Below are 12173 nucleotides of genomic sequence, written 5' to 3'. Positions count from 1 at the left end.
GGCTGTCGGACAATGTCCGCTCAATCGGGTGGTGTCCGGTCGGACCTGCCACCACTCGAACGGGGGGCGCCCACTCCAGCGCCCGCCTTTGATCCCCCGTTGGCACCACTGGGGCCCTTGGCGGCCGGCGCCTTGGCACCCGTCTCGCGAGTCGCCGCCGCCGGCTGGGCGGAGGACGGCGCCTCGAAAGCTTCCAGCGCGGACAGCACGTCCTGCACGCGCGAGATCTCGGTGTTGATGTCCTTGCGCCGGCGCACCAGTTCGTCCAGCTCGCGGCGGCCCTCGGCGGTGACCCGCTGGGCCTCGGCGCGGGCCGCGGTCTGGATCCGGTCCGCCTCCTCCTCGGCCAGCCGCAGCTGCTCGGCGGCGGTCTGCTCGGCCGCCCGGCGGCGCTTGCCGGCCTCCTCGGCGGCGTCCTCCAGCTCGCGCTCGGCCTGGTCCTGCGCCTCGCGCAGCCGCTCCTCGGCCTTGATCTTCAGTGCCTCGGCCCGGGCGGCGGAGTCGGTCAGCTTCTGCTCGGCCTCCTTCAGCAGGCCCTCGGCCTTGCGCACCGCGGCGATCCGCACCTTGCTGGCCTCCGCGGAGGCCTGCGAGGTCAGCTCGGCGGCCCGCTCCTCGGCGGCGGCCACCAGGGCGGCGGCCCGCTCCTCGGCCTCGGCGACCGCGGTCCGCGCCTGTTCCTCGGCCTCGGAGAGCTGCTCCTGAGCCGCCGTCACCAGCGTGTCCACCCGCTCGCCGGCGCTCTTCATCGCCTGCGCGTTCTCCTTGCGGGCCCGCTCGTGCAGCGCCTCCACCTCGGCCTCGGTGCGCTCGCGCAGCTCCTCGGCCCGCTCCCGGATAGCGGTGGCGTCCCGGCGGGCCTCGGAGAGCAGCGCGTCGGCGTCCGCCCGGGCCCGCTCCACCTCGGCCTGGCCGGCCGCCTCGCCGCTCGCCACCAGCCGGTCGGCCTCCTTGCGGGCCGCCGCCACCATCGCGTCGGCCTGCTCCTCGGCGGCGGCGGTGGTGGCCAGCGCGGTGGTCTGCGCCTCCTCGCCGAGCGACTCGGCGTCCGCGAAGGCCTTCTCCAGCACCGCGGTGGCCTGCGCCCGGGTCGCCGAGTCGTACTGCTCGGCCTGCTCGCGGACGGTGCGGTCGTAGCTTTCCGCGTTGCTGCGGGTGGTGGCGTCGTACTCCTCCGCCAAGGCACGGGTGGCGCCCGCGTACTCCTCGGTCTCGGCGCGCAGCCGGTTGGCGAACTGCTCCGCCTCGGCGACCAGGGTGGCGCCGCGCTCCTCGGCCTCGGCCACCGTGCGCTGGGCCAGGGCCTGCGCCTCGGCGACCGTGACCCGGGCCTGCTCCTCGCTCTCGGCGTGCAGCCGGGCCGCGTACTGGTCGGCCTCGGCGTGCAGGCTCTCGGCGTACTCGCGGGCCTCGCCGACCACCCGGGCGGCCTCGGCCTCGGCCTCGGCGCGCAGCCGCTCGGCGTACTGCTCGGCCTCGGTGCTGAGCCGCTCCGCCTCGGCGGCGGTGTGCTCGCGCAGCTCGGTGGTCTCCCGCTCGGCCGCGGCGCGCAGTTCGGCCAGCTCGGCCGCGGTCCGCTCGCGGTCCTCGGCACTCTCCCGCTCGGTGCGCTCGACCAGCTCCGCCACCTGCTCGGCGGCCCGCTCGTGCAGCCCGGCCACCGACTGGCGGACCTGGGCGGCCTCGTCCTCGGCGGTGGCGACCAGCTCGGCGGCCCGGGCGGTGGCGGCCGCGGTGGCGCCGGTCGCCTCCAGCCGGGCCTGCTCCAGCGCATCGAGGGCCTCGGCGCGCAGGCCGGCCACCTCTTCGGCGGTGCGGGCCACCAGCGCGGCGGCCTCCTCGTTGGCCTCGGCGCGGACGGTGGCGGCGGCGCTGTCGGCCTGCTCCAACTGCTCGGCGGCCTGCGCGCGCAGCGCGGTGGCCTCGGCCTCGGCCTCGGCCCGCACCCGGGCGGCCTCGGTGGCGGCGGCCGCGCGCTCGGCGGCGGCCTCGGCGGCGGCGAGTTCGCGCAGCTCGATGCTCTCCCGCTCGGCGGTGGCGACCAGCTCGGCGGTCTCGGCGGCGGTGCGTGCGGTCAGCTCGGCGGCGGCCGCCTCGGCCTGCTCGCGGGCCTGCTGAGCGGCCGTCAGGGCGGCGGCCGTCTCCTCCTGCTCGCGATTCAGCGCCACCGCGGCCTGCTCGGCGGCCCGGCGGCTCTCCTCGCGCAGCGCGGCGGCCTCGGCCTCGGCCTCGGCGCGCAGCCGGTCGGCCTCGGCGCGGGCCTGGGCCTCGCGCTCCTCGGCCGCCTGCTGGGCGGCGGTCTGCACCGCGGTCGCGGCGGCCTCGGCCTCGGCCCGTACCCGCTGGTCATAGGCGACGGCCTCGCGGCGCAGCTCGGCGGTCTCCTGCTCGGCGGCCGCCCGGTTCTCCGCGGCGGCGGCCTTGGCGGCGGCCAGCGCGTCCTTGTGCTGCTGGGCCGCGGCCGCCGCCAGCTTCTCGGCCTCGGCGGCGGCCCGCTGCAGGGTCTGCTCGGCCCGGGCCTGGGTCTGGGCGGCCTGCTCCTTGGCCGCGGCGCGCTGGCGCTCGATCTCGCCGGCGGCGCCCTCGCGCAGCTCGTCCGCGTCGGCCTTGGCCTTGGTGAGCAGCTCCTCGGCGCTCTTGGCCGACTCCTCTATCTGGGCCACCGCCTGCCGGCGGGCCTCGCCGCGCACCTTGTCGGCCTCGGCGGCGGCGTGCGCGCGCAGCTGCTCGGCCTCGGCGCGCAGCGCGGCGGCCTCGTCCTGCAGCTGTTCCATCCGGGCGCGGATGTCGGCGGCGTCGTCCAGTGCGGCGTTCTGCGCCTCCTCGACCGCGGCCTGGGCCTGCTCGCGCAGCCGCTCGGCCTCGGCGGCCGCCTCGCCGCGGATCCGCTCGGCCTCGGCGGCGGCCTCGGCCCGGGTGGCCTCGGCGTCCTGGGTGGCCCGGGAGAGCGCCTCCTCGGCGCTGCGGGCGGCCTTGGCCAGGTGGACGGTGGCGTCCTTGGCGCCCTCGGCCCGGCCCTGCTCGCGGGCCTCGGCCCGGACCGCCTCGGCGGCGGCCTGGGCCTCGGCGACCAGCGCGGCGGCCTCGGCGCGCTGCTCCGCGATGGCCGACTCGGCCTCCTCGCGCAGCTGGGTGGCCACCGACTCGGCGGCGGTGCGCAGCCGGGCGTTCTCGTCGTCGGCGGCGGCCTTGGCGGCCTCCGCCTCGGCCATCGCGGTCTGCGCCCGGGCCAGCAACTCGGCGGCCTCGGCCCTGACCCGCTCGGCCTCCTCGGTGGCCTTGGCCACCATCCGGGCCACCTCGGCCTTGGCGGTCTGCGAGCGCTGCTCGCTGGCGGCCTCGCCGTCGGCCACCTTGCGGGAGGCGGTGGCCTCGGCGTCGGCGCGCAGCTGCTCGGCGGCCAGCGCGGCCTGCTCGCGCAGCTCGGTGGCCTCCTGGCGGGCCCGCTCGGCCTCCAGCCGGGCCTCCTCGCGCAGCCGCTCGATCTCGGCGGCGGCCCGGGCGGCGGCGGCCTCGGCCTGCTCGCGGTCGCGCACCGCCTCCTGCTGCAGCTGGGCGATCTGCTGCTCGGCGGCGGCCAGCTTGCGCTCGGCCTCGGCCTGGGCCCCGGCCAGGTGACGGCTGGCCTCGTGGGTGGCCTCGGCGTTGGCCTGCTGGGCCTGCTCGGCGGCCGAGCGCAGCAGCCGCTCGGCGTCGGTCTGGGCGCGCAGCAGCGCGGCCTCGGCGGCGGCCTGGGCCTCGCCGCGGGCGGCGTCCACGTCGGCGGCGGTCTGCGCGCGGGCCTGGTCGGACAGGGCGGTGGCCTCGGCCCGGGCGGCGGCCATCATCCGGTCCGACTCGGCGCGGGCCTCGGCCAGCAGCCGCTGGGCCTCCTGCTCGGTGCCGGCCCGGGTCTGCTCGGCCCAGTTGACGTTCTCGTTGACGTGCTGCTCGGCGGCCCGGCGCAGCTCGAGCAGCTCCTCCTCGAGCTGGCGGCGGCGGGCCTGCAGCTCCGCCTCCAGCCGGGCGGTGCGCTCGGCGGCCTCGGCCATCAGGCGCTGGGTGGCCGCCTGGGACTCGCGCAGCTGCCGCTCGGCGTCGGCGCGCAGCTGCTGGGCCTGGAGCTCGGCGGTGCGCAGCAGCTGCTCGGCCTGACCGGAGACGGAGTCGAAAGCGCGCGGCTGGGCCAGCTGCCGACGGGATTCGTGCAGCTTGGCCCGGAGCACCTCCACCTGGTAGGCGAGGTCCTCGGCATGCTCGACGGTCTTGTCCCGCTCCTTGCGAAGCCGGTCCATCTCGGCCTCGAACTGGGAGAGGTGATCATCAACCTCGTAGCGGTCGTTGCCCCGCACTGCGCGGTCCCATCCATCTCCTGGTCGCGTCCTCGACCGGTGCCGGCCCCATCGGGGCCGGGTGATCCGGTCCTTGCATCCGCGGTCGCGCGGGCGAAACCCGGGCCGTGGTCGGAGTCGTGGCCGGTGGGGCGCGGTGACCGCGCTCCCGGGACCGGTTCGGACTCCTGGGCGAACTCTTGCCTGTGGAGAATGGTGACAGATCCGAACTGCGACCGTTCAGCCGTGCCCTGGATTCGGACTCCCCGCGACCCTGGGCAGTGTAGTGGGCCGGAGCGGGCCTGTAACCGGGCAGGGCCGGGGTTGGACAGGTTACCGACGGGTCAGTGGCCGTCCGACTCCGCGGAGGTGACCAGCTCGGTCAGCACGCCGCCGCAGTCCTTCGGGTGCAGGAAGGTGATCCGCGAACCCATCGAGCCGCGCCGGGGCTCCTCGTAGAGCACCCGCACGCCCTTGGCCTTGATGTCCGCGGCGTCCCCGTCGACGTCGGCGGTGCCGAAGGCGATGTGGTGGACGCCCTCACCGTTCTTGGCCAGCCACTTGGCCACCGTGGAGTCCTCGCGGGTGGGCTCCAGCAGCTGGAGGTAGGAGGCCCCGCCGTCGTCGGTGTCGTTGATCTTGAGCATGGCCTCGCGCACGCCCTGCTCCTCGTTCACCTCGCTGTGGAACACCTCGAAGCCGTAGGTGGCACGGTAGAACTCGACCGTCTTGTCGAGGTCGAAGCAGGCGATGCCGATGTGGTCGATCCGGGTCAACACGTCAAGCCTCCTGAGGGATGGGGTCGGACCAGTGCAGCGCAGCTGCCCGGGCGGGCGCCAGCGGGCCGCGTGCGAGCCTGATCACACCGAAGGTGCGGTGACGCCCGGGTTACACGTCAGTACATTGAGCAGCATCCCTCTCCCCGGGCCCGTCGTCGTGCCTCACCGCCGGACGGACTCGTTGGCCGAACGTGCGAAGGGGCTCGTGCCATGCCTACCGCTTCCACCGCTACCACCTCCGTGATCGTCGCGGGAGCCCGTACCCCGATGGGCCGACTGCTCGGCTCGCTGAAGGACTTCTCCGGCGCCCAGCTCGGCGGCTTCGCGATCAAGGCCGCCCTGGAGCGGGCCGGGGTGACCGGCGACCAGGTCCAGTACGTGATCATGGGCCAGGTGCTGCAGGCCGGCGCGGGCCAGATCCCGGCCCGCCAGGCCGCCGTGGCCGCCGGCATCCCGCTGAACGTGCCGGCGCTGACCATCAACAAGGTCTGCCTGTCCGGCCTGGACGCCATCGCGCTGGCCGACCAGCTGATCCGGGCCGGCGAGTTCGACATCGTGGTGGCCGGCGGCCAGGAGTCGATGACCAACGCCCCCCACCTGCTGCCCAAGTCCCGCGAGGGCTACAAGTACGGCGCGATCCAGCTGCTGGACGCGATGGCGCACGACGGCCTGACCGACGCCTACGAGAACATCCCGATGGGCGAGTCGACCGAGAAGCACAACACCCGCCTTGGCATCGGCCGCGAGGTGCAGGACGAGATCGCCGCCCGCTCGCACCAGCGGGCCGCCGCCGCGCAGAAGAACGGCGTCTTCGACGCCGAGATCGTCCCGGTGGAGATCCCGCAGCGCAAGGGCGAGCCGGTGCTGTTCTCGCAGGACGAGGGCATCCGCGGCGAGACCACGGTGGAGACGCTGGCCAAGCTGCGCCCGGCCTTCACCAAGGACGGAACGATCACCGCCGGCACCTCCTCGCAGATCTCCGACGGCGCCGCCGCGGTGGTCGTGATGAGCAAGGCCAAGGCCGAGGAGCTGGGCCTGAGCTGGATCGCCGAGATCGGCGCCCACGGCAACGTGGCCGGCCCGGACAACTCGCTGCAGTCCCAGCCGTCCAACGCCATCAAGCATGCGGTGGCCAAGGAGGGCATCACGGTCGCGGACCTCGACCTGATCGAGATCAACGAGGCCTTCGCCGCGGTGGCCCACCAGTCGACCGCCGACCTGGGCGTCAGCGCCGACATCGTCAACGTCAACGGCGGGGCGATCGCGCTGGGTCACCCGATCGGCATGTCCGGCGCCCGGGTGGTGCTCCACCTGGCGCTCGAGCTGGGCCGGCGCGGCGGCGGCACCGGCGTGGCCGCGCTGTGCGGCGGCGGCGGCCAGGGCGACGCGCTGATCATCCGGGTGCCCAAGGCCTGACGGCGCCCGACGCGAAGGGGAGAGACCGTTCCATGATCGACGTACCGACCCTGGTCGAGCAGGCCCGCGCGGGCCGTCCGCGGGCGGTGGCCCGGCTGATCTCGCTGGTCGAGAACGCCGCGCCGCAGCTGCGCGAGGCGATGGCGGCGCTGGCGCCGTACACCGGGCAGGCCTACACCGTGGGGCTGACCGGCTCGCCCGGGGTCGGGAAGTCGACGTCCACCTCGGCGCTGGTGTCGGCCTACCGCCGGCTCGGCAAGCGGGTGGGAGTGCTGGCGGTCGACCCCTCCTCGCCGTTCTCCGGCGGTGCGCTGCTCGGCGACCGGGTGCGGATGCAGGACCACGCCACCGACCCGGAGGTGTTCATCCGCTCGATGGCCACCCGCGGCCACCTGGGCGGCCTGTCCTGGACGGCGCCGCAGGCGCTGCGGGTGCTGGACGCGGCCGGCTGCGAGGTGATCCTGGTGGAGACCGTCGGGGTCGGCCAGTCCGAGGTGGAGGTGGCCGCGCAGGCCGACACCACCGTGGTGCTGCTGGCGCCGGGGATGGGCGACGGGATCCAGGCCGCCAAGGCGGGCATCCTGGAGATCGGCGACGTGTTCGTGGTCAACAAGGCGGACCGGGACGGCGCCGACGCCACCGCCCGGGAGCTGGGCCACATGCTGGGGCTGGGCGAGGCGCGCGGGCCGGGCGACTGGCGCCCGCCGATCGTCAAGACGGTGGCGGCCCGCGGCGAGGGCGTCGACGAGGTGGTCGAGGCGCTGGAGAAGCACCGCGCCTGGCTGGAGGAGCACGGCGAGCTGGCCGCACGGCGGCGGCGCCGGGCGGCGCAGGAGATCGAGGTGATCGCGCTGGCCCAGCTGCGCTCGCGGATCGGCGACCTGCGCGGCGACCGGCAGTTGGACGCGCTGGCCGAGCAGGTGGCCGACGGCCGGCTGGACCCGTACGGCGCGGCGGACCGGCTGGTGGCCGGCGTGACGGACCGTTAGGGCCGGGCCCGACGGGTGGTCAGCCCCGGCCGCGCAGCCCGCGCAGGTGCTCGGCGATCGGGGCCAGCGCCTCGAACAGGGCGTCCAGCTGGTCGTCCTCGAAGCGGTCGATGAAGTGGGCGCGGACGCTGCGCACGTGGTCCGGGGCGACCTTGCGCAGCGTCTGCCAGCCCTGCTCGGTCAGGTGCGCGAACAGGCCGCGCCGGTCGCCCGGGCACTCCTGGCGCAGCACCAGGCCGGCGCTCTCCATCCGGGTGATCTGGTGCGAGAGCCGGCTCTTGGACTGCAGCGTGGCGGTGGCCAGGTCGGTCATCCGCATCCGCCGGTCGGGGGACTCGGAGAGCACCACCAGGATCTCGTAGTCGTTGATCGCCAGGTCGTGCTGCTGGAGTTCGCGGCTGAGCTGGTACTCCAGCAGCTTGCTGACCTCGAGGTGGGCGCGCCACAGCCGCTGCTCCCGGGCAGTCAGCCAGGGGGCGTCGTCCTCGGCGGGGTCGGCGGCCGGCTCGGTGGCGTGCGTGTCCATGTCGTTCATGATACCCGAGGTTGTTCAATTTTCTACAACTTCAGGTTCCCGCCGTCCGGGCCGCCGCGGTTCAGGCCGCCGTGGTCTGCGACGGCGCCGCGACCGCGGCCCGCTCCACCTCCAGCAGCGAGGCCGAGTGCCGCTGCGCCTCGAACGCCCGGTGGCCGCCGCGCAGGCCGAACAGCCGCTTGGAGAGCAGGATCCACAGTACGGCGGCGACGTTGACCGCGATGGTCACCAGCTTGACCGGGCTGACGTGGTGGATCAGCTCCATCCCCTCCAGCGGGAGGAAGGCGGCGGTGGCGATCACCGCCAGGTACTCCGCCCAGCGCTTGTTCAACCACAGGCCCACGCCCTCGACCAGTTCGATCAGCGAGTAGGCCAGCACGCCGCCGGCCACGTAGGTCAGGGTGGTCTTCTTGTAGTCGAAGGTCCTGCGGATGGTGTCGACCACCGAGGAGTGCTCCAGGTCCCAGTGGAAGTGGTCGGCCACCGGGCGGAAGACCGTCAGGTTGCGGTCGAACAGCAGGTGCACCGCGTCCTGGCTGTTGGCGAACCGCCAGACCGCCCAGGCGACCAGGATGCCCAGCACGCCGCGCAGCGCCCGCTCCACCGCCAGGAAGCGCAGCACGAACAGGTCGCGCAGCGCCTTGCCGCGGGGCACCAGCGGCGCCTGGTCGGCCGGCCCCGAGCCGTGCGGGGCGCCCAGGGCGAAGTCCCCACAGCGCAGGCAGCGCCAGGCCTCGCCGGCCGCGGTGGCCACGTGCAGCCGCTCGCGCAGGGCCGGCTCGGTGGGTGCGTAGGTCAGGTGGCCGCGCCGGGCGCAGGTGCGGCGGTTCCAGTCGTGCTTGAACAAGGTGTGTCCCCCCGGTTTCTGGCCCGCCACCGGGCCGTGCGGCAGCAGGATAGCGAGGCCGTCCGAGCGGCCACCACGACTGTGACCTCCGGCACCCGCGGGGCCCCCGGCGGTGGTCGCCGGGCGGGCGGCGCCCATAATGGGCGACGGCTTGTGCCCCGGTTCACAAGCGCTGCCCCCGTCGTCCTCCGTGAGGTACCCCGCCATGCAGAACAGTGCCGCCCACCGGCTGCGACTCGTCTCCGGCCCCGAGGGCCTGTCCTTCATCCTCCTGCTGGTCTGCTCGGTGCTGAAGCGGACCACCAGCTTCGACGCGGTGCCGGTGATGGGCATGGTCCACGGCATGCTCTTCATCGCCTACGTGGCCTTCCTCGGCCTGGCCTGGCAGAAGCAGAAGTGGACCGCCAAGCGGGCGCTGCTGCTGCTGGTCCTGTCGGTGCTGCCCACCGGCGGCTTCTTCGCCGAGCGGATGCTGGCCAAGGAGGAGCGCGGCGAGCCGGTGGCAGCCGCAGCCACGGCCTGATCCCACCATGCGGGCCGCCCGGCAACCGCCCGGCGGCCCGCCGGTACGGTGAGGAGGTGGCCAAACCCCTCTCGCTCGACTTCGACCCGATCGCCCGCGCCGACCAGCTCTGGACCCGGCGCTGGGGCCAGGTGCCCGCGATGGCGGCGATCACCTCGGTGATGCGCGCCCACCAGATCCTGCTGGGCCGGGTGGACGCGGTGGTCAAGCCGTACGGGCTGACCTTCGCCCGGTACGAGGCGCTGGTGCTGCTGACGTTCAGTCGGACCGGCGAGCTGTCACTGTCCAAGATCGGCGAGCGGCTGATGGTCCATCCGACCAGCGTGACCAACACGGTGGACCGGCTGGAGAAGGCCGGACTGGTCTCCCGGCGGCCCAACCCGCTGGACGGGCGCGGGGTGCTGGCCACGATCACGCCGCGCGGGCGCGAGGTGGTGGAGCGGGCCACCCGCGAGCTGATGGCCATCGAGTTCGGCCTGGAGAGCTACGACGAGGAGCAGTGCCGCCAGGTGTTCGACCTGCTCAAGCCGCTGCGGGTGGCGGCCGGCGACTTCGCCGACACCCCGGCCGAGCCGGTCGACGAGACCCCCGCTGCGACCCCCGCCGAGGCCGCCCCGTAAAGGCGGTTACCCTCTTCTTGCCCGTCTGTCTAGCCGAAGGCCGCCCCTCATGAAGCCCTCCCCCCTGCTCGCCTGGTACCGGGCGCTGGCCATCGCCACCGGTTGCGCGCTGCTGATCTTCTGCGGCTTCATGATCGCGAAGTACGGCTTCGGCGGCGCCAAGGACCTGACCACCTACGTGGCCATGCTGCACGGCTACCTGTACATCGGGTACTTCGTGGTGACCTTCCTGCTCGGCCAGAAGCTCAAGTGGCCGCTGGGCCGGCTGCTCTTCACCCTGGCGGCGGGCTGCATCCCGTTCGCCTCGTTCGTCGCCGAGCGCCGGGTGGTCCGCGAGGCCGCCGCGGCCGGGGCGGCCGCCCCCGCGAAGCAGCCGGTCAGCGCCTGAGCACCCCGCACCGCACGCGACAGGCCCCCGCCGGACCGGCGGGGGCCTGTCGCGTCCGGCGAGCCATCGACAAATAGTAGGACGTCCGAGTAAATTTCTAGGACGTCCTACTACCTGACCCGGAGCGGAGCCCATGGACGCCGAGGAGATCGAGCGCGGCAGGCAGCGCTGGCAGCAGCGCTACGACAGCGCCCGCAAGCGCGATGCCGACTTCACCACCCTGTCGGGCGAGGAGGTCGAGCCGGTGTACGGCCCGCCGGCCGGCCAGGACCAGGAGGGCTTCGAGCGGATCGGCTGGCCCGGGGAGTACCCGTACACCCGCGGCCTGCACGCGACCGGCTACCGCGGCCGGAACTGGACCATCCGCCAGTTCGCCGGGTTCGGCAACGCCCAGCAGACCAACGAGCGCTACAAGATGATCCTGGAGGCCGGCGGCGGCGGGCTCTCGGTCGCCTTCGACATGCCCACCCTGATGGGCTACGACTCCGACGACGGCAAGTCGCTCGGTGAGGTCGGCCACTGCGGGGTGGCGATCGACTCGGCCGCCGACATGGAGGTGCTGTTCGACGGCATCCCGCTGGGCGAGGTCACCACCTCGATGACGATCAGCGGTCCGGCGGTGCCGATCTTCTGCATGTACCTGGTGGCCGCCGAGCGCCAGGGAGTCGACCCGGGCGTGCTCAACGGCACCCTGCAGACCGACATCTTCAAGGAGTACATCGCGCAGAAGGAGTGGCTCTTCGCGCCCGAGCCGCACCTGCGCCTGATCGGCGACCTGATGGAGTACTGCGCCGAGGGCATCCCCGCCTACAAGCCGCTCTCGGTCTCCGGCTACCACATCCGCGAGGCCGGGGCCACGGCCGCCCAGGAGCTCGCCTACACGCTGGCCGACGGCTTCGGCTACGTGGAGCTGGGCCTGTCCCGCGGCCTGGACGTGGACGTCTTCGCCCCCGGCCTGTCCTTCTTCTTCGACGCCCACCTGGACTTCTTCGAGGAGATCGCCAAGTTCCGCGCGGCCCGCCGGATCTGGGCCCGCTGGCTGCGCGAGCGGTACGGGGCCAAGACCGAGAAGGCGCAGTGGCTGCGCTTCCACACCCAGACGGCCGGCGTCTCGCTGACCGCCCAGCAGCCCTACAACAACGTGGTGCGCACCGCGGTGGAGGCGCTGGCGGCGGTGCTCGGCGGTACCAACTCGCTGCACACCAACGCCCTGGACGAGACGCTGGCGCTGCCCAGCGAGCAGGCCGCGGAGATCGCGCTGCGCACCCAGCAGGTGCTGATGGAGGAGACCGGGGTGGCCAACGTGGCCGACCCGCTGGGCGGCTCCTGGTACGTGGAGGCGCTGACCGACCGGATCGAGGCGCAGGCCGAGGAGATCTTCGCCCGGATCCTGGAGAAGGGCGGCCTCGCCAAGGGCGGCGAGGACCACCCGATCGGGCCGATGACCGCGGGCATCCTGCGCGGGATCGAGGAGGGCTGGTTCACCGGCGAGATCGCCGAGGCCGCCTTCCAGTACCAGCAGCAGGTGGAGAAGGGCGCCAAGCGGGTGGTCGGGGTCAACTGCTTCCCCAAGTCGGTCACCCCGGAGCTGGAGATCCTGCGGGTCAGCCACGAGGTGGAGCGCGAGCAGGTGCGGGTGCTGGCCGAGCGCCGGGCCGCGCGCGACGAGGCGGCGGTGCGGGCCGGGCTGGACGCGATGCTGGCGGCCGCCCGGGACGGCTCCAACATGATCCCGGCGATGCTGCAGGCGGTGCGCGCCGAGGCCA

Annotated in this window: 10 protein-coding genes; 6 read left to right on the top strand and 4 right to left on the bottom strand. The window is 74.2% G+C overall.

Features of this window, described 5'->3' with window-relative positions; all coding sequences use genetic code 11:
• Positions 1-20: 20 nt before the first annotated feature.
• Positions 21-4331, bottom strand: coding sequence for a hypothetical protein (locus C7C46_RS11180; RefSeq protein WP_110668361.1), 4311 nt, complete (start codon positions 4329-4331; stop codon positions 21-23).
• A gap of 323 nt (positions 4332-4654) precedes the next feature.
• Complete coding sequence (gene mce, locus C7C46_RS11175) at positions 4655-5089, bottom strand: methylmalonyl-CoA epimerase (protein WP_110668360.1); 435 nt, start codon at positions 5087-5089, stop codon at positions 4655-4657.
• A gap of 210 nt (positions 5090-5299) precedes the next feature.
• Here mce and C7C46_RS11170 point away from each other — a divergent pair, with 210 nt between their 5' ends.
• Positions 5300-6505, top strand: a complete 1206-nt coding sequence (locus C7C46_RS11170) for an acetyl-CoA C-acetyltransferase (RefSeq protein WP_110668359.1) — start codon at positions 5300-5302, stop codon at positions 6503-6505.
• Between the two features lie 32 nt (positions 6506-6537).
• Positions 6538-7494, top strand: a complete 957-nt coding sequence (gene meaB / locus C7C46_RS11165) for a methylmalonyl Co-A mutase-associated GTPase MeaB (protein WP_110668358.1) — start codon at positions 6538-6540, stop codon at positions 7492-7494.
• Positions 7495-7513: 19 nt separating this feature from the next.
• Here meaB and C7C46_RS11160 read toward each other — a convergent pair whose 3' ends face one another.
• On the bottom strand, positions 7514-8020 hold the full coding sequence (locus tag C7C46_RS11160) for a MarR family winged helix-turn-helix transcriptional regulator (RefSeq protein ID WP_110668357.1): 507 nt from the start codon (positions 8018-8020) through the stop codon (positions 7514-7516).
• 70 nt (positions 8021-8090) lie between these two features.
• The gene (locus C7C46_RS11155) at positions 8091-8876 is read right to left on the bottom strand and encodes a DUF2127 domain-containing protein (RefSeq protein WP_245984351.1); all 786 of its coding nucleotides are present in this window, start codon (positions 8874-8876) and stop codon (positions 8091-8093) included.
• Between the two features lie 205 nt (positions 8877-9081).
• On the opposite strand from C7C46_RS11155, the gene C7C46_RS11150 reads away from it, so the two are divergent.
• From C7C46_RS11150 to icmA, 4 genes are all read left to right on the top strand, one after another.
• Positions 9082-9399, top strand: a complete 318-nt coding sequence (locus C7C46_RS11150) for a DUF3817 domain-containing protein (protein ID WP_110668355.1) — start codon at positions 9082-9084, stop codon at positions 9397-9399.
• Between the two features lie 56 nt (positions 9400-9455).
• Positions 9456-10019, top strand: a complete 564-nt coding sequence (locus C7C46_RS11145; protein ID WP_110668354.1) for a MarR family winged helix-turn-helix transcriptional regulator — start codon at positions 9456-9458, stop codon at positions 10017-10019.
• A 49-nt stretch (positions 10020-10068) separates the two neighbouring features.
• The gene (locus C7C46_RS11140; RefSeq protein ID WP_110668353.1) at positions 10069-10407 is read left to right on the top strand and encodes a DUF3817 domain-containing protein; all 339 of its coding nucleotides are present in this window, start codon (positions 10069-10071) and stop codon (positions 10405-10407) included.
• Between the two features lie 133 nt (positions 10408-10540).
• Positions 10541-12173 (top strand): coenzyme B12-dependent isobutyryl-CoA mutase large subunit (gene icmA / locus C7C46_RS11135; protein WP_110668352.1); only part of this gene is annotated, 1633 nt, incomplete at its 3' end.

The organism is Streptomyces tateyamensis (genome assembly GCF_003205575.1).
Taxonomy (GTDB): domain Bacteria; phylum Actinomycetota; class Actinomycetes; order Streptomycetales; family Streptomycetaceae; genus Kitasatospora; species Kitasatospora tateyamensis.
The sequence above is the reverse complement of the archived record's forward strand: the minus strand, read 5'-3'. Positions and strand labels throughout refer to the sequence as shown.

Excerpts from the sequence above, each read along its gene's own strand:
- C7C46_RS11170 (WP_110668359.1), top strand. The coding sequence starts at position 5,300 with ATGCCTACCGCTTCCACCGCTACCACCTCCGTGATCGTCGCGGGAGCC.
- meaB (WP_110668358.1), top strand. The coding sequence starts at position 6,538 with ATGATCGACGTACCGACCCTGGTCGAGCAGGCCCGCGCGGGCCGTCCG.
- C7C46_RS11160 (WP_110668357.1), bottom strand. The coding sequence starts at position 8,020 with ATGGACACGCACGCCACCGAGCCGGCCGCCGACCCCGCCGAGGACGAC.
- C7C46_RS11150 (WP_110668355.1), top strand. The coding sequence starts at position 9,082 with ATGCAGAACAGTGCCGCCCACCGGCTGCGACTCGTCTCCGGCCCCGAG.
- C7C46_RS11140 (WP_110668353.1), top strand. The coding sequence starts at position 10,069 with ATGAAGCCCTCCCCCCTGCTCGCCTGGTACCGGGCGCTGGCCATCGCC.